Source organism: Pectobacterium aquaticum, from assembly GCF_003382565.3.
In the GTDB taxonomy this organism is placed as follows: Bacteria; Pseudomonadota; Gammaproteobacteria; order Enterobacterales; family Enterobacteriaceae; genus Pectobacterium; species Pectobacterium aquaticum.
Genome location: NZ_CP086253.1, coordinates 930,312 through 951,518, shown reverse-complemented (window position 1 = coordinate 951,518; position 21,207 = coordinate 930,312). Strand labels below are relative to the sequence as shown.

At 51.7% G+C, this 21,207-nt stretch carries 16 protein-coding genes; 7 read left to right on the top strand and 9 right to left on the bottom strand.

What is annotated here, in order from left to right; genetic code table 11:
* Positions 1–618 precede the first annotated feature (618 nt).
* Positions 619–1,971 (bottom strand): MFS transporter, encoded by a 1,353-nt coding sequence (locus tag DMB82_RS04425; RefSeq protein ID WP_102117493.1) that lies wholly within the window; start codon positions 1,969–1,971, stop codon positions 619–621.
* Between the two features lie 543 nt (positions 1,972–2,514).
* On the opposite strand from DMB82_RS04425, the gene garD reads away from it, so the two are divergent.
* The 3 genes from garD to DMB82_RS04410 all read left to right on the top strand — a co-directional run bounded on the left by garD (position 2,515) and on the right by DMB82_RS04410 (position 6,958).
* Positions 2,515–4,089, top strand: coding sequence for a galactarate dehydratase (gene garD / locus DMB82_RS04420; RefSeq protein WP_102117492.1), 1,575 nt, complete (start codon positions 2,515–2,517; stop codon positions 4,087–4,089).
* Positions 4,090–4,879: 790 nt separating this feature from the next.
* Complete coding sequence (locus DMB82_RS04415; RefSeq protein WP_167469130.1) at positions 4,880–6,415, top strand: methyl-accepting chemotaxis protein; 1,536 nt, start codon at positions 4,880–4,882, stop codon at positions 6,413–6,415.
* Between the two features lie 183 nt (positions 6,416–6,598).
* Entirely contained in the window at positions 6,599–6,958 is a 360-nt protein-coding gene (locus DMB82_RS04410; protein WP_116162427.1) for a FlxA-like family protein, read from the top strand.
* Between the two features lie 92 nt (positions 6,959–7,050).
* Here DMB82_RS04410 and DMB82_RS04405 read toward each other — a convergent pair whose 3' ends face one another.
* The 5 genes from DMB82_RS04405 to DMB82_RS04385 all read right to left on the bottom strand — a co-directional run bounded on the left by DMB82_RS04405 (position 7,051) and on the right by DMB82_RS04385 (position 15,269).
* The gene (locus tag DMB82_RS04405; RefSeq protein WP_039465978.1) at positions 7,051–7,272 is read right to left on the bottom strand and encodes a DUF3820 family protein; all 222 of its coding nucleotides are present in this window, start codon (positions 7,270–7,272) and stop codon (positions 7,051–7,053) included.
* A 3-nt stretch (positions 7,273–7,275) separates the two neighbouring features.
* Positions 7,276–9,330, bottom strand: coding sequence for an NAD-dependent DNA ligase LigA (ligA, locus tag DMB82_RS04400; protein ID WP_116162429.1), 2,055 nt, complete (start codon positions 9,328–9,330; stop codon positions 7,276–7,278).
* 136 nt (positions 9,331–9,466) lie between these two features.
* Entirely contained in the window at positions 9,467–10,903 is a 1,437-nt protein-coding gene (hldE, locus tag DMB82_RS04395) for a bifunctional D-glycero-beta-D-manno-heptose-7-phosphate kinase/D-glycero-beta-D-manno-heptose 1-phosphate adenylyltransferase HldE (RefSeq protein WP_102117485.1), read from the bottom strand.
* A gap of 120 nt (positions 10,904–11,023) precedes the next feature.
* A complete protein-coding gene (glnE, locus tag DMB82_RS04390; protein ID WP_167469131.1) occupies positions 11,024–13,879 on the bottom strand; it encodes a bifunctional [glutamate--ammonia ligase]-adenylyl-L-tyrosine phosphorylase/[glutamate--ammonia-ligase] adenylyltransferase in 2,856 nt (951 codons plus the stop codon).
* A gap of 52 nt (positions 13,880–13,931) precedes the next feature.
* Entirely contained in the window at positions 13,932–15,269 is a 1,338-nt protein-coding gene (locus tag DMB82_RS04385; protein ID WP_116162431.1) for a CYTH domain-containing protein, read from the bottom strand.
* 322 nt (positions 15,270–15,591) lie between these two features.
* Here DMB82_RS04385 and DMB82_RS04380 point away from each other — a divergent pair, with 322 nt between their 5' ends.
* Positions 15,592–16,212: a TIGR04211 family SH3 domain-containing protein gene (locus DMB82_RS04380; RefSeq protein ID WP_102117483.1), complete on the top strand. Its 621-nt coding sequence runs from the start codon at positions 15,592–15,594 to the stop codon at positions 16,210–16,212.
* Positions 16,213–16,320: 108 nt separating this feature from the next.
* Positions 16,321–17,565, top strand: coding sequence for a multifunctional CCA addition/repair protein (locus tag DMB82_RS04375; protein ID WP_102117482.1), 1,245 nt, complete (start codon positions 16,321–16,323; stop codon positions 17,563–17,565).
* Positions 17,566–17,640: 75 nt separating this feature from the next.
* Here the strand turns inward: DMB82_RS04375 and bacA are convergent, their stop codons facing one another.
* Entirely contained in the window at positions 17,641–18,459 is an 819-nt protein-coding gene (gene bacA, locus DMB82_RS04370) for an undecaprenyl-diphosphate phosphatase (RefSeq protein WP_102117481.1), read from the bottom strand.
* A 350-nt stretch (positions 18,460–18,809) separates the two neighbouring features.
* A complete protein-coding gene (gene folB, locus DMB82_RS04365; RefSeq protein WP_102117480.1) occupies positions 18,810–19,163 on the bottom strand; it encodes a bifunctional dihydroneopterin aldolase/7,8-dihydroneopterin epimerase in 354 nt (117 codons plus the stop codon).
* Positions 19,164–19,291: 128 nt separating this feature from the next.
* Between folB and plsY the strand changes: the two genes are divergently transcribed.
* Together plsY and ppa are read left to right on the top strand one after the other, a co-directional pair.
* Positions 19,292–19,927 carry a glycerol-3-phosphate 1-O-acyltransferase PlsY gene (gene plsY / locus DMB82_RS04360; RefSeq protein ID WP_102117479.1) on the top strand — a complete coding sequence of 212 codons (636 nt, stop codon included), beginning with the start codon at positions 19,292–19,294 and terminating at the stop codon, positions 19,925–19,927.
* Between the two features lie 273 nt (positions 19,928–20,200).
* A complete protein-coding gene (gene ppa, locus DMB82_RS04355; protein ID WP_102117477.1) occupies positions 20,201–20,731 on the top strand; it encodes an inorganic diphosphatase in 531 nt (176 codons plus the stop codon).
* A 115-nt stretch (positions 20,732–20,846) separates the two neighbouring features.
* On the opposite strand, the gene DMB82_RS04350 is transcribed toward ppa, so the two are convergent.
* Positions 20,847–21,206, bottom strand: coding sequence for a gamma-glutamylcyclotransferase family protein (locus DMB82_RS04350; protein ID WP_102117476.1), 360 nt, complete (start codon positions 21,204–21,206; stop codon positions 20,847–20,849).
* Position 21,207: the final 1 nt, after the last annotated feature.

Here is a 21,207-nt window from a genome sequence, read left to right as displayed (position 1 = left end):
GGTGCACCAGTAGATGATTTCATGTTGTTTTCCTACTTTATTAGCGCGACCTTGTTTTTACTCTGATTTGAACTGAACACTGCTTGTAGGGTTATCAGAATAAAAACAGGTTATTACTGTCCCGATATCGGAATAAAACAGTCAGAAAAGCAGTGTCGTCATCAATGCTGCCTTACCAACCTCAGTAAAAAGTATAAGTTTTCTTATTTCACAACTCATTGGGCAATAGCACAGTATTCCCTGCAAAAATGCAGATTAAATATGTCATTATCACAGACCAATGGGAGGTGTTTCACGAAAACCGTGAAAAGCGAATTTCCGTCTTATAAACACCGAAATACGCCCCTTTGGCACCCAATTTCGAAGAGGTAAAACCCGACGTTAAAGGGCATGAATAAATGACAAATCTATACCCTAAATAATTCGAGTTTCAGGCAGGCGGCAAGAGAAGGCATCCCGATGAGCTTACTCAGGTAAGTGATTCGGGTGCGTGAGCGCAGCCAACGCACATGCAACTTGAAGTATGACGGGTATATAGCGAAACGCTGCGCCATCGTACTGATGGAACAGCGTTTTGTGTTATTGCTTACATGTAGACTAATATGGTAACGACTGGCCTTAATTCTTAACGAACGGCTTCAATTCGATACGTTTAATATCTTTTACGATGAACAGGTAGCTGAAGATCGCAACCAGCGCATGAATCCCGACATACACCAGCCCCCCATTGAAGGAACCGGTCATTCCGATGATGTAGCCAATCGCAATCGGCGTCACGATACCAGACGCGTTACCGAACATATTGAACAGCCCACCGCTCAATCCGCTGATTTCTTTCGGTGCGGTATCGGCCATCACCGCCCAGCCCAGTGCCCCAATACCTTTGCCGAAGAAGGCTGCAGACATCACCGCAATAACAACCCATTCGGTTTCAACGTAGTTACAAATCACCATCGACATGGAGAGCAACATACCGAGAACGATTGGCGTTTTACGGGCAAAGGTCAGTGAATTGGTCCGTCTCATCAGGTAATCGGAAATAATGCCGCCCAGAACGCCTCCCACAAAACCACAGATAGCAGGCACAGAGGCGACGAATCCTGCTTTGAGGATCGACATACCGCGCGCCTGAACCAGATAAAGCGGGAACCAGGTGATGAAGAAGTAAGTCAGTGCGTTAATACAATATTGACCGATATACACACCCAGCATCATACGGGACTGCATTAATTGTTTGATCTGATGCCATTTTTCGCCTTTTTCGGTCGCTTTTTTCGACCCTTTGGCATCCATATTGATCAGGGCTCCGCCGGCCTCGATGTAATCCAGTTCGGCCTGATTCACGCTAGGGTGATCTTTAGGATCGTGGATCACTTTCAGCCAGACAAAGCTCAGAATGATCCCCAATCCGCCCATGAACCAGAACACATGCGCCCAACCCACGGCGTGTACCAGCCAGCCCATGATAGGGGCGAAGATCACGGTCGCAAAGTACTGTGCCGAGTTGAATATCGAGACGGCCGTTCCACGCTCTTGTGCAGGGAACCAAGCCGCTACAATTCGGCTATTCCCCGGGAAGGAAGGCGATTCACACAGGCCAACCATAAAGCGCAAGAAGAACAGAGAAATGACGATCCCCGCACCGCTGAAGATATCGACAAAACCTTGTAATAAGGTAAAAATCGACCAGGTAAAAATACTATAGAAGTAGACTTTCTTTGAACCAAAGCGATCGAGCAGCCAGCCTCCAGGTATTTGCCCAATAACATATGCCCAGGAGAAAGCAGAGAAGATATAGCCCATCCCCACTGCATCCAGCCCAATTTCCTTAGACATTGCAGAACCAGCAATGGACAAGGTTGCGCGGTCCCCATAGTTAAATGACGTGACAATAAACAACATCACGACAATCCAGTAGCGGGCGTTTGTTCTCTTTTGTATCGCGCCAGCTGCTGAGCTTACTGTATTCATGATGAACTCCTGCTTCAATCGCGGTTCGCTCATTCATTCCGAATAACAGATAACGGTGTAGGGTTATCAGAATGAAGATCAGTGGATAGTTAACATTCCCATTTTTATTTTTTTTGCGAATAGCCAGGCTATATAGCCTCAGAGTAATTAGCTGACATCTTCAACTCGCAGGAACATTATAATTTTTACCCACTGACTGCTCACTAGCTAAAAGCACAACATTAAAAATGTCCTTTTGAATATGTTGGTGCACTTGCCCTATATAGTGCGAGGTGTTTCACGAAAAACGCCGCTATTCTCTTTTTACATTTATACACATTATTGTCATTTCTGACTTAAAAACCGTGCGCTGAAAGAATGTGATCAATCTCACCAAAAACTGGGTCTTCGCCTGATAAATCAGAAACAAAAAGCGCTGGCTTAGGTCAATTGCATAATGTACGAGAAGGGAACCTCACGTATACTCATTAGCAAGCAATGAAGTAATAGTGTGGTAATAGTTACCACCGTGTTTCTGATAAACCAATAATAAAGGCTTGCATCATGTCAGATAAATCAGAAAGTAATGCTGCACAAGAGCAGCCACTTTATATTAAGGTCCACGATTCTGATAATGTTGCCATTGTTGTTAATAATAATGGCTTACGTGCCGGAACCCGTTTTAATGATGCTCTGGAATTAATTGAGCATGTTCCGCAAGGTCACAAAGTGGCCCTTGTGAATATCGCCAAATCAGGCGCCATCATCCGCTATGGTGAAATTATCGGGTATGCGCTGCGTGATATTGCCAAAGGAAGCTGGATCGATGAATCGCTGGTCGAATTGCCTCAGGCTCCCGCGCTGGACACCCTGCCGCTGGCGACCAAAATCCCCCCCACGCTGCCTGCGCTGGAAGGTTACACCTTTGAAGGTTACCGCAACGCCGATGGCAGCGTAGGGACGAAAAACCTGTTGGGCATTACCACCAGCGTGCACTGCGTCGCGGGCGTGGTGGACTATGTCGTCAAAATTATCGAGCGTGATTTATTGCCGAGATATCCCAATGTGGATGGCGTGGTCGCACTCAACCATCTTTATGGCTGTGGCGTGGCAATTAATGCTCCTGCCGCGGTGGTTCCCATCCGTACCATTCACAATCTGGCGCTGAACCCGAATTTTGGCGGCGAGATACTGGTGGTCGGCTTGGGCTGTGAAAAATTACAGCCGGAGCGCCTGCTGGAAGGGACGCCTGATGTACAAGCCATCTCCCTCGACGACACCAGCATTGTCCGCTTGCAGGATGAACACCATGTTGGTTTCAGATCGATGGTGGATGACATTCTGACGATGGCAGACAAACACCTGCAACGACTGAACAAACGCCAGCGTGAAACTTGTCCGGCCTCTGAGCTGGTTGTCGGCATGCAGTGTGGCGGCAGCGATGCGTTCTCCGGCGTCACCGCGAACCCAGCCGTTGGTTTTGCATCCGATCTTTTGGTACGCTGCGGGGCGACAGTCATGTTCTCCGAAGTGACCGAAGTACGCGACGCCATTCATCTGTTAACGCCGCGCGTCATCAATGAAGAGGTCGGTAAACGCTTGCTGGAAGAAATGGCCTGGTACGATAACTACCTCGACAGCGGGCAGACCGATCGTAGCGCTAACCCATCGCCGGGCAACAAAAAAGGTGGCCTCGCGAACGTGGTGGAAAAAGCGCTCGGCTCCATCGCCAAATCCGGCACCAGTGCGATTGTCGAAGTCCTGTCCCCCGGTCAGCGCCCAACCAAACGCGGGCTGATTTACGCCGCAACGCCAGCCAGTGATTTCGTGTGTGGCACCCAACAGCTCGCTTCTGGTATCACCGTGCAAGTCTTCACCACAGGTCGTGGCACACCCTATGGCCTGCTGGCTGTACCCGTCATCAAAATGGCAACCCGAACCGCATTGGCAAACCGCTGGCACGATCTGATGGATATTGATGCCGGAACCATTGCTACCGGAGAGGCCACGATCGAAGACGTGGGCTGGCAGCTTTTCCACTTCATTTTGGATATCGCCAGCGGCAGGAAAAAAACCTGGTCCGATCAGTGGGGACTGCATAATGCGCTGGCCGTCTTCAATCCAGCGCCGGTAACCTGATTACCGTTCTCCGCAGGCCAGCGTCATTATCTGGCCTGCGGATCGCGTTATTTGATCTATAATAAATTCAGCGTCAATAAACATGGAAGAAAGTCGTAATTAAAAGAATAAACAGCAGAGCAGCAACATTTAATTTCATTCGCGCAAAGAAAAAATAAAAAAAACTTAACAAGTCATTCTTCTTAACGTCATCATCATCGACACCAAAACACCTTTTAAGAAAAATCTCTATTTTACTCCCCCTATTTTTAATCATTTTTTACCATTTATTTATTGTCAATAAAATGAATCAATTGACAGATAATCATCCTCATCATAAATTTACGCGTGCTGAAAAAGCGTGCTAACACTGATGACATATTTGTTACAAAAATATATATCCTAAATAATTCGAGTTTCAGGCAGGCGGCAAGGGCAGGCATCCCGATGAGCTTACTTGAGTAAGTGATTCGGGTGACTGAATGCAGCCAACGCACATGCAACTTGAAGTATGACGGATACAGTTACAAAATCTCCATCACGCACAATATAGGGTCAATAGGCTGATCATTATAAATAATGTCTGACATTATTTTATATAAATGAACGCGTCACCCAAAAAATTTCAGTATACCTATTTGAATAACTTGAATATTTATACAGCAATATGCCTGACAGATTTCACGGGACGGACCATTCGGCAGCAACATGGCGTTTCAGCCTCTGTAACAACCAGAGCGTCTGAAGCAAGAAAAGCGGCCAACGTGTCTGAACATGAAAACTGAGCGGGATACGTACGCCGGGGTTTCTAATGAGATTAAATACACCTGTTACACAGCAGGAGTATCTGTTAGACATGGACACCATATTGATGTCCACGACAAATATTCACAGCCACATCACCTATGCCAACTCTGCCTTCATCACGGTTAGTGGTTTTTCCGAAGAGCAGCTCATCAATCAGCCTCACAATATTGTGCGCCATCCCGACATGCCCGTTGAAGCCTATGCCGACATGTGGTTTACGCTGAAACAAGGCGATAGCTGGACTGGATTAGTTAAAAATCGTCGCAATAACGGTGACCACTACTGGGTCCGCGCCAACGTTACGCCGGTTTATCAGCAGGAGCAGCTCGCAGGCTATATCTCAGTACGTAACACGCCTAACGCTGAAGAAATCAAGTATGCCGAAACGCTGTATAGCGCCGTGCAGAAAAAACAGGCGGGCAGCCGTAAGTTCTACAAAGGGTTAGTCGTTCGTACTGGGCTCTTTTCGCCACTGTCGCTCTTACAGAAATTATCAGTCCGCTGGCGCTTGCGCCTGGCAGTCTTAACGGTGGGCCTCATTCCCGCACTGCTTGCGTTCAACGGCATAAATCCGCTGTGGCTATTGGCACTGACGCTACTACTCATCGTCATCATGGATCAGTTTCTGCAAAAGCAAATTGCCCAGCCAATCAGGATGATACTGAAGCAGGCTCAGCATGTGGTATCAGGCCGTAAAGTAAAGCATGTCCACCTGAACCGGGTCGACGAAATCGGCTTGCTGCTACGCTCTGTTAACCAGTTTGGCCTGAACCTGCATTCGCTTGTCGACGACGTCAGTACACAGGTAAACGGCATCACCAACGTCAGCCATAAGCTGGCGGAAAACAATGTCGACTTGAATACCCGCACGGAAGAGACATCGGCCAATCTGCAACAAACTGCCGCCGCCATTGAAGAAATTACCGTTGCCGTGCAGCAGAGTGCAGAAACGGCAGCACAGGCCACCACCTTGGCAGAAGCCGCCAGCAGCACCGCGTTTAAAGGTGGCAATATCATGAAGGAAACCATCGGTATGATGGATTCCATCTCCAGCGCCAGCGATAAAATCGTTGATATCATTGGCGTGATAGACAGTATTGCCTTCCAGACCAACATCCTTGCGCTGAATGCGGCCGTTGAAGCCGCTCGTGCTGGCGTACAAGGACGCGGGTTTGCGGTGGTAGCCGCTGAGGTTCGCAATCTGGCGCAGCATTCCGCCTCTGCGGCTAAAGAGATTAAAACGTTGATCGACGCCAACGTCGAAAGTGTGAAACAGGGCAGCATAATGGTCGAGAACGCGGGCAAGCATATCAGCGACATTGTTGATGAAGTCTTGCAGGTCTCCACTATGATCAAAGAGATCAGCAACGCAACGCATGAGCAAACCTCGGCATTGGGCCTGATCAATACCTCTATTGCACAGATAGAACAAATGACACAGCGCAACACCGATATGGTTACGCACTCCACAGAAGCGGCTGAAGGGCTAAACCTTCAAGCCAGAAGGCTGAATAGCGCGATTAACGTGTACGGAAGTTAACTGACGCTATCTTCTTTTTCTCCCTTTACTGACTGATACATTTTGTTACATGAGCTGTCAAAAAAGTGAGCGTTTCATGTTTGATTGCCAACAATATTACCTTCGAGAAAGTGCTTAAATTGCCGATGCAAAGGCATGTAGCACAAGTCATTAGGGTACACCGGCATCTTTTCAGGAGGGAAAATGTCAAACACCATCAGCAGTATCAGCGTATCGACAACAACGGCAAGCAGCAGTAAAAGCAGTAGCAACACTTCTGAGCAACAGATTGCGCAGCTCAATAAGCAGGTCCAGACGCTAACCAAACAGGTCAGTAAGCTGGCTGAATCCGCTTCCAGCGCAGAAAGCGACGAAGAACGTCAGCAGATCCAGCAACAGCAGCAGACTATTCAGGCACAGATCCAGATGCTACAGGCGCAAATTGCCCGTTTGCAGAGCGAAGGCTCGGAACAGCAGTCTGCTTCCTCTGCGTCGACTCAAAGTGCTAAACAAGAAGGCGTTAACCGCCCGACAGCAGACAACCAGATTAATATCTACGTCTAATCTACGTCAGGGATGGGGTAGCCAGTAAACGTGAAAGGTCGTTTCACTGAAGCGACCTTTTTTCATCGAGGGTTACGACAGGAAATGGATAATCAGGGACGGGGCCGTTTCAGCGGCGTGACCAACCCTTGCAAACCTTCTATCTTGATTGCCAACGTAATTTGCATCAATTCCCCTAAGCGACCTTTAGGAAATTCATCCTTGCGAGAGAACCACAGCAGGTACTCTTCCGGTAAATCGATCAGCACTCGCCCTTTGTATTTACCAAACGGCATCTGCATCGTGGCAATGTCTATCAGGTCTTCTTTTTCCACCTCTTACACTCCCAATAGTCGGATCATTTCCGCCTCATCGAGCACTGGGATCCCCAATTCTTGCGCCTTCGCCAGTTTAGAACCTGCGGCTTCACCAGCAATCACCATATCGGTTTTCTTCGAGACGCTGCCGCTCACTTTTGCCCCTAACGCCGTTAGCCGATCTTTGGCTTCGTCGCGGGACAGAATACTCAGCGATCCGGTCAATACCACCGTTTTCCCTGCAAATGGGCTGTCGATCTCTTCAGCATTGACCACCTGAACCTCAGGCCAGTGAATGTTGATGCCCACGGGATCGGTCAATTCGCGGATCACGGTTTGGTTGTGCTCTTCCTCAAGGAAATGACGCACATGCGCGGCAACGACTTTACCGACATCCGGCACCTCCAGTAGCGCATCTTCATCAGCAGCAAAAAGGGCTTCCAGCGAACCAAAATGGGCAGCCAGATTAGCCGCCGTCGATTCGCCAACGTCGCGGATCCCCAACGCATAGAGGAAACGCGCCAGCGTGGTGCTTTTCGCCTTTTCCAGCGCATTGACCAGATTCGTCGCGGATTTCGGCCCCATACGATCCAGCCCCGTCATGATCCCAGCACTCAGACGAAACAGATCGGCTGGCGTCTTGACGTACTCTTTTTCCACCAGTTGATCGATGATCTTATCGCCCATGCCTTCCACATCCAACGCGCGACGAGAAACAAAATGCTTCAGTGCCTCTTTGCGCTGGGCACCGCAGATCAAGCCAGCGGTACAGCGCGTGACGGCCTCGCCTTCTACGCGTTCAACGTCAGATCCACACACGGGACAAGCAGTAGGGAAAACGATCGGCTGCACCGTTTCTGGCCGTTCAGATTCCACGATACCGACGATCTGCGGGATCACGTCCCCCGCTCGACGCACAATCACGCGATCGCCAATCTGCAAACCTAGCCGTTCAATTTCATCGGCATTATGCAGCGTGGCGTTGCTGACGATGACCCCAGCTACGGCGACGGGTTCCAGACGCGCAACGGGCGTAATCGCGCCTGTCCGCCCAACCTGAAATTCGACATCGCGCACCCAGGTCAGCTGTTCCTGTGCCGGGAATTTAAAGGCAACAGCCCAGCGAGGCGCACGGGCAACGAACCCTAACCGCTCCTGCAACTCCAGCGAGTCAACTTTGACAACGACGCCGTCGATATCAAAACCTAACGAACTGCGGGTCTGCTCAACCTGACGATAAAAATCGAGTACTTCAGCCGGACCCGTGCATAGTTTAATTCTGTCGCTAACCGGCAATCCCCACGCCTTGAACTGCATCAGCCGCTCCCAGTGGCTCGCAGGCAACTCACCGCCTTCCAGCAGACCTACGCCATAGCAGAAGAAGGTCAGTGGACGCTTAGCCGTAATGCGCGGATCAAGCTGGCGTAGCGATCCGGCGGCAGCATTACGTGGGTTGGCAAAGACTTTGCTCCCCGTACGACGAGCCTCTTCGTTCAGTTTTTCAAAGCCGCTGTGCTTCATAAACACTTCGCCGCGCACTTCAACACGACGCGGAATATTGTCACCCTCAAGGCGCAGTGGAATCGCCGCAACGGTACGAATGTTACTGGTGATATTTTCCCCAGTCGTGCCATCACCGCGCGTGGCCGCCTGTACCAAAACGCCCTCTTCATACAACAAGCTGACGGCTAAACCATCCAGTTTCAGTTCGCAGCAGAATGTCAGATCGTCACCGTTTTTCAGCCTGTCGCCAATTCGCTTGCTGAAAGCTAGGTAACTTTCTTCATCAAATACGTTATCCAGCGATAACATCGGCACTTCATGACGTACCTGCTCAAATGCCGCCAGCGGTGCCGCCCCCACGCGCTGCGTGGGTGAGTCGCTGGTTACCAGCTCGGGGTGATCCGCCTCTAACGCTTTCAGTTCCTGCATGAGTTTGTCATATTCGATATCAGGAATGTCGGGCGCATCTTCAACGTGATATTTGTATTCGTGATGGCGTAAGACCCGGCGCAACTCCGCTACCCGTAGTGCGGCCGCATTCACTTCGGCTGGTTCTTTCTTCACTGGTTTCATACCTGTTTTATCTGACGTGTCGCCCTGTCGGCGTCGTGATTGTTATGATTCTCGCTCGTGATCTACTAGAGCGAGAATCATTAGCTTGCGGCCTAACGGTGCCGAAATCTTGCGAGTACCGTTAGTTTTATTTCATTTAAGATTGAGACGTGTTGGCTTTAATCGTGTTGATGATGTTCGTCGTGGAACAGCCGTCCTCAAAGTTCAGGACTTTCACTTCACCGCCGTTGGCCCAGACGTCTTCACTACCGGCGATTTCATGTGGCTGGTAGTCTCCACCTTTCACCAGAATGTCCGGCAGAATGCTGGCAATCAGGCGCTGCGGCGTATCTTCTTCAAACGGTACAACCCAGTCGACGGCTTCCAGTGCACCCAGCACGATCATGCGCTGCGGCAGCGGGTTGACGGGACGAGTCGGCCCCTTCAGACGCTTGGTTGAAGCATCGCTGTTTACTGCAACGATTAACCGATCGCCAAGTTTGCGGGCATTTGCCAGATAAGACACGTGTCCGGCGTGCAGAATATCGAAGCAGCCGTTAGTCATCACAATCTTTTCGCCACGCTGACGCGCCAGTTCAACAACATGTTTCAGCTGTTCTTCTGTCATCACGCCAAATCCGGTTTCAGCACGGCCGCGGATCGCATTTTCCAATTCAATCGGCGTGACCGTTGATGTACCCAGCTTGCCAACGACAACGCCTGCGGCAGCATTCGCCAGAAAACAGGCTTCTTCCAGTGAGTTACCTGCCGCCAGCGCAGCGGCCAACACACCAATGACGGTATCACCCGCACCGGTCACGTCGTACACTTCCTGCGCCTGAGTCGGCAAATGCAGCGGTGCTTTGCCCAGCTGTAGCAGCGTCATCCCTTGCTCGGAACGGGTAATCAGCAACGCGGACAGATCGTAATCGGCTACCATCTGCATACCGCGCTCAACCAACTCGTCTTCCGTTTTGCAACGCCCTGCGACCGCTTCAAACTCAGACAGGTTTGGCGTCAGCAACGTCGCGCCACGGTAACGGGCAAAATCCGTGCCTTTCGGGTCGATCAGCACCGGAACGCCAGCCGCTTTTGCCGTCTGAATCATGGTTTGCACATGTGCTAGTGCGCCTTTTGCATAGTCAGACAGCACCAGTGCGCCAATTTTTGGCAGCGCCAGTTGAATACGTTCGATAATCGGCTGAGGATCAATCCCCTCAAAGCCCTCTTCGAAATCCAGTCGGATCAACTGCTGATTGCGCGACAGCACGCGCAGCTTGGTGATCGTCGGGTGCGTAGGAACAGCGACAAAGTCACACTTCACATTCACTTCGCCAAGTTTGGCATTCAGTGCGCGAGCAGCATCGTCAATGCCCGTTAACCCTACCAGACGCGATCCCGCGCCCAATGCTGCGATGTTCATGGCGACGTTCGCTGCGCCGCCTGGGCGCTCTTCGATCGTATCAACCTTGACCACAGGCACCGGTGCCTCTGGTGAAATTCGGCTGGTCGGCCCATACCAGTAACGATCCAGCATGACATCACCCACCACTAACACACCCGCTTGACGGAAATCAGGCAGCGTCACTTTCATCCTCTACTCCAGGCTTATTTCGCATAATGCGCGTAATAATATCATAGGCACGTATCATACACGCCACTGCCGTGCTGCTCTAAACCGCACGGCACATTTGACCATATAGATAGGAAGAACTTACGCTCCCACTAACCACTTATTCCAACTCGCCAGAACCTGCTCCCGCTCCGCGACAAACCGATCCTTGCTGACCCGACCGGACAGTTCCTGCAAGGCCAGATGGTGCAGTTCATTGCGCATAGTGACATAGGCCAGCTTGAGCGCATTGGCTTCGCTCTCTTCCATCACGCCATATTGCGCCATCAGCTCCAGAATACGCACATTGTCTGACCAACGGGTCAAACGCGGTTCCTGAGCGGCGTAACGCAGCATCAGATACTGGGCAATGAATTCGATATCCGTAATGCCGCCTGCATCCGTTTTGATGTCAAAGAGTGCTTTATCTTTGTTCGCCAGATGCTGGCGCATTTTTTCCCGCATTTCTCGCACTTCGGTTCGCAGCGTCTCCGCGTCACGCTCTGCGCACAGAATACTGCGGCGAATAGACTCAAATGTCTGCTGCACGCCGCTTTCGCCGTACACCATACGCGCGCGCACCAGCGCCTGATGCTCCCACGTCCATGCCTCATTGCGCTGATACTCATCAAACGCTTCTACCGTACTCACCAACATACCCGCCGCGCCCGATGGCCGCAGGCGGGCATCCACTTCATACAAAATGCCTGATGACGTCCGAGTGCTAAACAGATGCATCACCCGCTGTGCAAGGCGTAGGTAAAACTGGCGGCCATCAATACTGCGTTCGCCATCCGTCATCACGTCCGATGGACAGTCCAGCAAGAACACCAAATCCAGATCGGAGCGGTATCCCAGCTCCCAGCCGCCGAGTTTGCCATAGGCAATCACGGCAAACCCACGACCTTCACGATGCTGCAAATGCGACGGCTGACCATAGCGTGCCACCATCAGCCCCCACGCCTGCTGAACCACTGCCGCGATAATCGCTTCCGCCAAATACGTTAAGTGATCGCTCACTTTCATCACTGGCAGTACGCCACCGATATCTCCTGCGGCGATACGCAACTGCTGCGACTGCTTGAACTGGCGAACCGCTTCTAACTGCTGTTCTTCGTCATCCTCAGGGACGCGCATCAAATACTGACGTAGCTCATCGGCGTACGCACCCGGTGCCGTCGGCTGATACAGCGTTGACGCATCGAGCAATTCATCCAGCAGCAAGGGATAGCGTGCCAGTTGGCTGGCAACCATCGGCGACGCCGCACACAGGCGAATCAGTTGGCCGAGCGCAGCACGAGACTCCAGCAGCAGTTCGAGATAGGTGGTTCGTGTGACGATCCCCAGCAGCAGCGGCGTCAGACGAGACAGCACCGTATCCGCTTCCTGACGAGCGCAGACTTCCGCCAGCAAACACGGCATGAGCTGATCCAGCACGTCTCGCCCACGCGGCCCTATGGTGCGTTTCGCTACATCGTGACGGAATTCCACAATCGTCCGCATCAGCTTTTCGCGCACGCTTTCCGAGAGATGCGGCGTCAGCGGAGCCAGTTCGCCGTCGTCCAGCGTGTCCTGCCATAGACTGCTATAGCTGCCATGTTCGGGGATATCATTATTGTCCGGCGCATCATCGCCAATCAGGTCATCAAATACGTGGCGCACCGCCTGCATATGCTGTTCCAGCATGGATTGCAGCGTGTCCCAGTTGTCGAAACCCATTCCCCATGCCAGCCGCTGCTGATTCAGCTCATCACCCGGCAAGGTTTGCGTCTGCTCATCGGCAATGGCCTGCAACAGGTTCTCTAAACGACGCAGAAACAGGTAAGAGGTACTGAGGTCAAGCACCTGCTGCGGCGTTAATAATCCCAGCGCGCCTACATGCTGGAGCGTAGGGAGCAGCGAACGCCCTTGTAATCCCGGTTCACGCCCGCCACGAATCAGTTGGAAAACCTGCGTGATAAATTCGATTTCACGAATGCCGCCCGCACCCAGCTTGATGTTATTGCGCAGATCTCGGCGACGCACTTCGCGGGCAATCATGCCTTTCATATTCCGCAGCGACTGGATCACACTGAAATCGATATAGCGACGGAAGACAAAAGGCTTCAACGTACTGCGCAGTTCCTGACTGTAAGCATCGTCCATTCCCCCCATCAGGCGCGCTTTGACCATTGCATAGCGTTCCCAATCGCGGCCTTGTTCTTGATAATAATCTTCCATCGCCGCAAAGCTAAGCACCAGCGGGCCGCTGTCACCAAAGGGACGTAGCCGCATATCCACACGGTAAACAAAACCATCGACGGTCGGCTGATCCAGAACCTTAATGAGCCGCTGCCCCAGACGCGTGAAGAACTGCGCGTTATCCAGCTCGCGCCGCCCGCCTTGCGTATGACCATTTTCGGGATAGACAAAAATCAGATCGATATCCGAAGAGAAGTTAAGTTCTCCCCCACCCAATTTTCCCATACCAAGAATCAGCAGAGGCTGAGCCACACCCTGTGCATTGCAAGGTGTGCCCCACTCGCGACAACAGGCCTGATATAGCCAGCTTCTGGCCGCCACAATCATTACCTCAGCCAGTTCACTAAGCTGACGTAGCGTGTGTTCTGTCGTACTGGTTTGCAGCGCCTGTGACCACGCAATTCGTGTCAACATATGTCGGCGAAACCGTCGCAATGCCGCCATCAACGCATTTTCATCGTTCACATCGGCCAATGCATTGCTCAACCAGTCGGCGTAGTGCTGCCACTCTTCGGGCTGCGGCGGTTGCTGATGAATCCCTTGCCACCAGTCAGGATGCAGCGCAAGCGCATCGCTGACAAAATCGCTCAATGCCAGAACAGCAGAGTCACTGTCGGTTATCGGTTCATCAGGTGCAGCTTCCCGCAAACGTGACAGAGCACGCTGAGAGTGTTCCGTCAGAAGCACAGGTAAAGCGGGCAAAGGAAGTATCGACATGGGGGTTCCCTTGATGCGCCGCCTATCTTCACTGACAAGCGGCAGTTAACGGTTACTGTGATGGTCCGCCGCTATGTAGCCAGAACGGCGACAAGGCTAGCGCCTCTTTACGGTAAGCTTCCAGATACGCAGAAGGAGCCTTCCCAGCAGCGAGTCGCTCAATTTCCTGGAGTAACACCCGCCAATGTTCAACGTAGGCTTCCACCTGCTCCGCCGGATAAGCACCGGATAAGAGAAGAAACGCGTAGATATTACGTTGCAGGCGAGGAATCTGCTGTTCGTATTGCGCTTCCGTCAATTTAGAAAAAAAGGCGCTTTTCAGATCGGCCGTACTACGGCTTAGCATAATGTCAGCAAAGCGTTTGAACGATCCCTGTAGCTTAATACGATCTTTATTATCCATATGATTACGCCAGCCAGACTCGAACAGCCAGGAAGTCAGTACTAACTTACTTTGCAGGTAGTCGACGCTGTAACACACTTCCGCGCCATCGGAGCCTTGTAGCCGAGCCTCCAGAGTGGCGAGTGCAGAGCGAAAAAGCGTGGTGACCTTGCGTAACACGACGCCGCCCACCAGCACCAGCATTTCGCGCATCAACGCGCTGGCCTCTGGCAGGGCTTCACGGGCAGAGGCATTCCCTCTTATCCACAGTTCTTCATGGTATTGCCAGTGACTCAACCCCAGTTCCAGCGCCGCGCGGATGGCTTGATCGATATTGGTTTTTGGATCCACAACCAGTCGATTGAGAGGCTGACACTCGCGAACTGGGTTACCTTTAGCCAAATGGTATCCGCGCGCCGCCTTACTCAGGCTGCCCTGTCGCATACCACCAAATTCCGCGATTTCCTTTGCCAGCTCCAGCAGATGGGTGGTCTGTCCGACCTTAAGCTCCATCTCCAGTTCGCACAGCGGTTCACTCAGATCGCCAGCACGAATCTCACCGCGATCTAAGGCAACCTCAATCACGCTTTGATAGTAAGTAAACACCCACTTTTCACGCGTAAAATCCGTACTAAACAGTGGACTGAGCGACGATTGCAGCGCCATAACATCGCAATCCTCCGGCCAGACTTCCGCCGGAAACAGGCTGAGATCCAGCTCTGCTTTCTCCAGCTCAACGTTATATTCTGGGTGTTGATGCAGCCCGCCAATCACCTTGCCAGCCGTTTTCGCCGTCATTTCGTAGCGTTCATTTTCGCCACGAATACGCAGGCCGATGCCATTGCGGCGCAGGTAATTATCCGCCGTTTCATAATAGGTATTGCTCAGACGCTGAGCACGCATATGCTCATACTGACTGTAATCACTCTCCCATTCAGCCAGTTGCGTCAGCAGCGATTCAACGCTGTCGGGATGAACAATAAACTTAAGCTCAATCTCTTCACTCATAGCATTCACAACACCAAGACCGCGTTCATTATTATGTCAGTAAATAACATTTTACCTTACCTGACTACTCTTACCGCACACACTCTTTTTCACCTGCGAACAAGCGCGCATTTCTTATGCAAACCTGTCAGCAACTGCGCGGTTTTACGCCGCTTAAACACGCTGCACGCCGCCTTCTAAGAACCTATCCCAGTAAGCGCTATTGGGGCAAAATAGCCCTAATGGGGCAGGTTCTAAGACTGTTCTCATTTAGGTTTATACATTGCCTCGTCAGACTTAAGCCTCTACTATCGGACCACCATTAACGCAACATGATGATCTTATGCAGAAATTAGGCTTACTCTGTTTTACTTTATTTTCTCTCACGCTGAGTTGGACCGCACAGGCGGAAGAAAAACGTTATATTTCCGATGAGTTATTGACGTATGTGCACAGCGGGCCGGGCAATCAATATCGTATCGTTGGCACGGTGAATGCTGGCGCTGAAGTCACGCTACTCAGCGTTAATGAAAACGCGGGCTATGCGCAGATCCGTGATGATAAAAACCGTACGACTTGGATCCCACTCGACCAGCTTAGCAATACGCCGAGCCTGCGCACGCGGGTGCCGGAGCTGGAAAATCAGGTCAAAGACCTGACTGACAAACTGAATAATATCGATCAGACTTGGAACCAACGTACCGCAGATATGCAGCAGAAAGTCGCTGCCAGCGATAATATTATCAACGGGTTACGTCAGGAAAATCAGGATCTGAAAAATCAGCTTATCATCGCGCAGAAGAAAGTCAGCGCGGCGAATGTCCAGCTTGACGATAAGCAGCGCACCATCATTCTACAGTGGTTTATGTATGGCGGCGGCGTTGCTGGCATAGGTTTGCTGCTGGGTCTGCTATTGCCGCACATCATCCCTCGCAAAAAGAAAAATGACCGCTGGATGAGCTAATCAGAATACGTGCCTGCTTCTTGCAGGCATTTTTCTTTGCGGCCAACACAGCGGCGCAAAGATGGTAGTATGTGGTGAAGTATTGGTTATTGATTCAGGAGCCCGACGTTGAAGATCTACCTTGTCGGCGGCGCTGTTCGGGACAGCCTGCTGGGTTTACCCGTCACCGAGAAAGATTGGGTGGTGGTCGGCGCGACGCCGGAAAACCTGCTCGCGCAGGGCTACCAGCAGGTTGGAAAGGATTTCCCCGTCTTCTTACACCCCATTAGCCGCGATGAATACGCTCTCGCGCGTACCGAACGCAAATCTGGCAAAGGCTATACCGGGTTTGTCTGCCATGCCGCCCCCGATGTCACGTTAGAGCAGGATTTGCTGCGCCGCGATTTGACCATCAATGCCATTGCCCGCACCGAGCGGGGCGACCTTATCGATCCTTATCACGGTCGGCACGATCTTGAAAATCGCGTGCTGCGCCACGTCTCCGAGGCATTCAGCGAAGATCCGTTACGGGTGCTGCGCGTCGCGCGTTTTGCCGCGCGTTTTGCCCATCTCGGCTTCCAGATTGCCGAAGAGACCATGGCGTTGATGCAAACAATGGTGCATGAGGGCGAGCTGGCTTACCTGACGCCAGAGCGCGTCTGGAAAGAGACGGAAAAAGCGCTCGGCACCTCGTCGCCAGATGTCTATTTTCAGGTGCTGCGTGACTGCGGTGCGCTGGCCGTGCTGTTCCCTGAAATCGATAATCTGTACGGCGTGCCGGCTCCCGCCAAATGGCACCCGGAAATTGATACCGGTATTCATACGATGATGACAGTGGCGATGGCTGCTCGTCTCAGCCCTGAGATTGACGTACGTTTTGCTACGCTGTGCCACGATTTAGGAAAAGGGCTGACGCCCCCCGAACTGTGGCCGCGTCATCACGGGCATGGCCCGGCGGGCGTCAAACTGGTTGAAGCACTGTGCCAGCGTCTGCGCGTACCTAACCCGATTCGCGATTTGGCAAAGCTGGTTGCGGAATATCATGATCTGGTTCATACCGTGCAGGTGCTGCAACCCAAAACCCTGCTGAAGTTATTTGATGCGATTGACGTCTGGCGTAAACCACAGCGTCTGGAGCAGTTAGCGCTCACGAGCGAAGCCGATGCCAGAGGCCGTGCTGGTTTTGAAGAGAACCCCTATCCACAGGGTGATTACCTGCGTGAAGCCTTCTGCATCGCCAGTCAAGTCAGCAGTGCGAACGTCGTCGCCGATGGGTTTAAGGGCATTGATGTACGTAACGAACTGGCTCGTCGCCGCATTCATGCACTGGCAGACTGGAAAGCACAACAGCCAGATAGCTCGGGTATGTCCTGAAACAAAGAGGCCACGCATCAGCGTGGCCTCTTCTCTCTATAAATAATGGTCGACCTAAAATCTAGGCAATCAGTCTTACATAAACACCATGTAAACCACGCCCGCGACCATAAAACGGTAAATCGCGAACGGGACAAACGAGATGCGTTTGATGATTTTCAGGAAGGTTTTAATCGCAATCAGCGCCACGATAAAGGCCGTCACGAAGCCTACGGCAAACATCGGCGCATCGGCCAGCGACAGGAAATGCCAGCTTTTATACAGATCCAGAACGGTCGCACCCATCATCATGGGAACCGCCAGAATAAAAGAGAACTCAGAAGCCGCATAGCGGCTGACGCCCATCAGCATCCCGCCGGAAATGGTCGCCCCTGAACGCGAAAAGCCGGGCCACAGCGCCAGACATTGAAAACAGCCAATCATAAATGCCTGACGATGCGTGATGTCATCCAGCCCGGCAGCACGCGGCTGTTTTGGCTTGAACCATTCCGCCGCTAACAGCAGGAAGCCACCGATCACCAGCGCATACATCACGTTCTGCGGATAAAACAGCGACTTGATCACGTCATGGAAAACCAACCCAAGCACCACGGCGGGAATCATAGCCAGCAAGATGTGCGTTAATTTCAAACGCCCAGCGGTTTTCCCCTCGTGCGGAACATCGCCGAAGTGAATCCCTATCAGACCAAAGAGGCGGCGCCAGAACATCACAACAACGGCCAGAATCGAGCCAAGCTGAATGATCACTTCAAATGTCTTGGCTTTCTCATCAGCAAACCCTAACCAATGACCAACAATAATCATATGCCCTGTAGACGATACGGGCAAAAACTCAGTCAGTCCTTCGACCACGCCAAGAATAAATGCGATTAGCAATGAATGCAGGTCAGTCATCTAAAAATCCTTGCCTCTAATAAAAACGAAAAATGCAGCGCACAAAAAAGCGGCCGCGTACTTCCGCGAGCCGCTACACACCCTAAATAATTCGAGTTGCAGGCAGGCGGCAAGCGAACGAGTCCCGATGAGCTTACTCAAGTAAGTGATTCGGGTGAGCGACAAATCTGCCATAGGCAGATTTGAACGCTGCTTGCAGCGGCCCCAACGGGGCGAGGTCCACGTAAGTGGGCCGAGTAGCGCAGCCAACGCACATGCAGCTTGAAGTATGACGGGTATAACTGGCTTATAGACTATTTGGGTTACGGTTTAGTTGCACGTAAATCAGTATTTCTTCTGTTAAATCAGATTTATCGCGTGCCGCGCTCAATGATAACGCCAACCTGCCGCGCCTGCGCGACGGCCCCAGGCTTGCTGAGCTTGATCCGCAGCCAGGGAGTCGAGAAGCGCTGCATCAACATGTGTGCGACTTCTTCGGCAACGCGTTCCACCAGAGCAAAGCGCTGGTTTGCCACGTGGCCAATCACCGCCTCGCTGACATCGGCATAGCTCAGGCAGTCATTCACATCGTCACTGGCGGCTGCCTGACGGTTATCCCAGCCCATTTCGATATCGAACACCAGTTTCTGCTGAATGGTCTGTTCCCAATCGTAAACACCAATAGTTGTGATTACAGTAAGTTCTTCAATAAATACGATATCCATCACGCCATTCTCTGTTTTTGTCGCTGTCGGATACCACTTCCGACGGAATGTGCGTATTATCCACAGATAAGAAGAGTAAAACGACCCTTATTAAACGTCTCTCTATACAAACTAAACGGAATAGCGTTATGAGTGTTACCGCGCTTGGTATGATGTTAATCGCGTATCTGTGTGGCTCTATTTCCAGTGCGATTTTGTTCTGCAGAATTACTGGGCTGCCCGATCCGCGCCAGCATGGTTCTGGGAACCCCGGAGCCACTAACGTATTGCGTATTGGCGGCAAAGCGGCCGCTGCAACCGTATTGGTGTTTGATGTTCTGAAAGGCATGCTGCCAGTCTGGGCCGCTTACGCGCTGGGCGTTGCCCCGCTGTATCTCGGGCTAACCGCTATCGCTGCCTGCCTCGGCCATATCTATCCCGTCTTTTTCCACTTTCGCGGCGGCAAAGGTGTGGCAACGGCGCTGGGTGCCATTGCACCGATCGGCTGGGATTTGACCGGCCTGATGACCGGCACCTGGCTACTGACCGTGCTGCTGAGCGGTTATTCCTCGCTAGGTGCGATTGTCAGTGCGCTCATCGCGCCGTTTTATGTCTGGTGGTTCAAGCCACAGTTTACCTTCCCCGTCGCGATGCTCTCTTGCCTGATACTGATGCGCCATCATGACAATATCCAACGCCTCTGGCGCGGGCAGGAAAGTAAAATCTGGAATAGGCTACGCAAGAAGAAGCAGCCAGAAGACGAACAGACGCCCTCCGAAGAATAAGACAAAAAAATTCCCCTAAATAATTCGAGTTGCGTGAAGGCGACGACGCAGTGACAAATTCGTCGGGAACGAATTTGACCAGCCAAAGGCTGACCTCCGGTGAGAGACAGGATGTCTTTCATTGCCGGAAGACATTGAGTAACGAACGTATTTTTACTTAAACGACTCGCGCAAGCGCATCACGCCTTGCACACGCTAAAAATCAGGGACATTAAACGCTTTTTGGCTATAATGACGGCCACGCTATTTCAGGTTTAAGAGAAGGAAACCGACATGAGTCTGAACAATGTCCCGGCGGGTAAAGATCTGCCGGAAGATATCTATGTAGTGATTGAAATTCCCGCGAACGCCGATCCGATCAAATATGAAATTGATAAAGATACCGGTGCGCTGTTTGTAGACCGTTTCATGTCTACGGCCATGTTCTACCCATGCAACTACGGCTACATCAACCACACGCTGTCTCTGGATGGCGACCCGGTTGACGTTCTGGTTCCGACCCCGTATCCCTTGCAACCGGGCTCAGTGATCCGTTGCCGTCCTGTTGGCGTGCTGAAAATGACTGACGAAGCGGGCGAAGATGCCAAGCTGGTTGCCGTTCCACACAGCAAGCTGAGCAAAGAATACGATCATATTAAAGACGTTAACGACCTGCCTGAACTGCTGCGTGCACAGATCGGCCACTTCTTTGAACACTACAAAGATCTGGAAAAAGGCAAGTGGGTGAAAGTGGAAGGTTGGGATAACGCTGCTGCGGCGAAAGCCGAGATCGTTGCTTCCTTCGAGCGCGCGAAAAACAAATAAGCGCCACACGATATGCATTAAAGCCCTTACGGGCTCAAGATATCGCATAATCAAAAACACCGCCTTGCGCGGTGTTTTTATTTATGGCGACCATGACTTGATTGGCTACTCGGCCTCAAGCCTCTTCTTCATCTTCTTCGCTGCGCTTTAGCCAGTCACCGCTGGCAATACGCGTCAGCCCTACAACAGGGTGTTTGTACAGATAGATCCAGGCACTGCCCAGAGGCGTACGAATCAGCTCACGTTGGTATTCGTGGCCGTCTCGCTTCAAGGCATCCAGCTCTGTCAAAATCGACGAACTAATGCGATAGACCTCGCAATGGATTTCTCCATTACCAGGTACGACTGCCGGATAATGGCCGAGATCGTACAGCTCGAAACCCGCGAGCTGACAGTCCCCTAACCATTGCGCATTTGTCATCCAATGACTGTTTCCCTGTTTGCGTCGTAAACTGCCGTAAACAATAATTCGCATC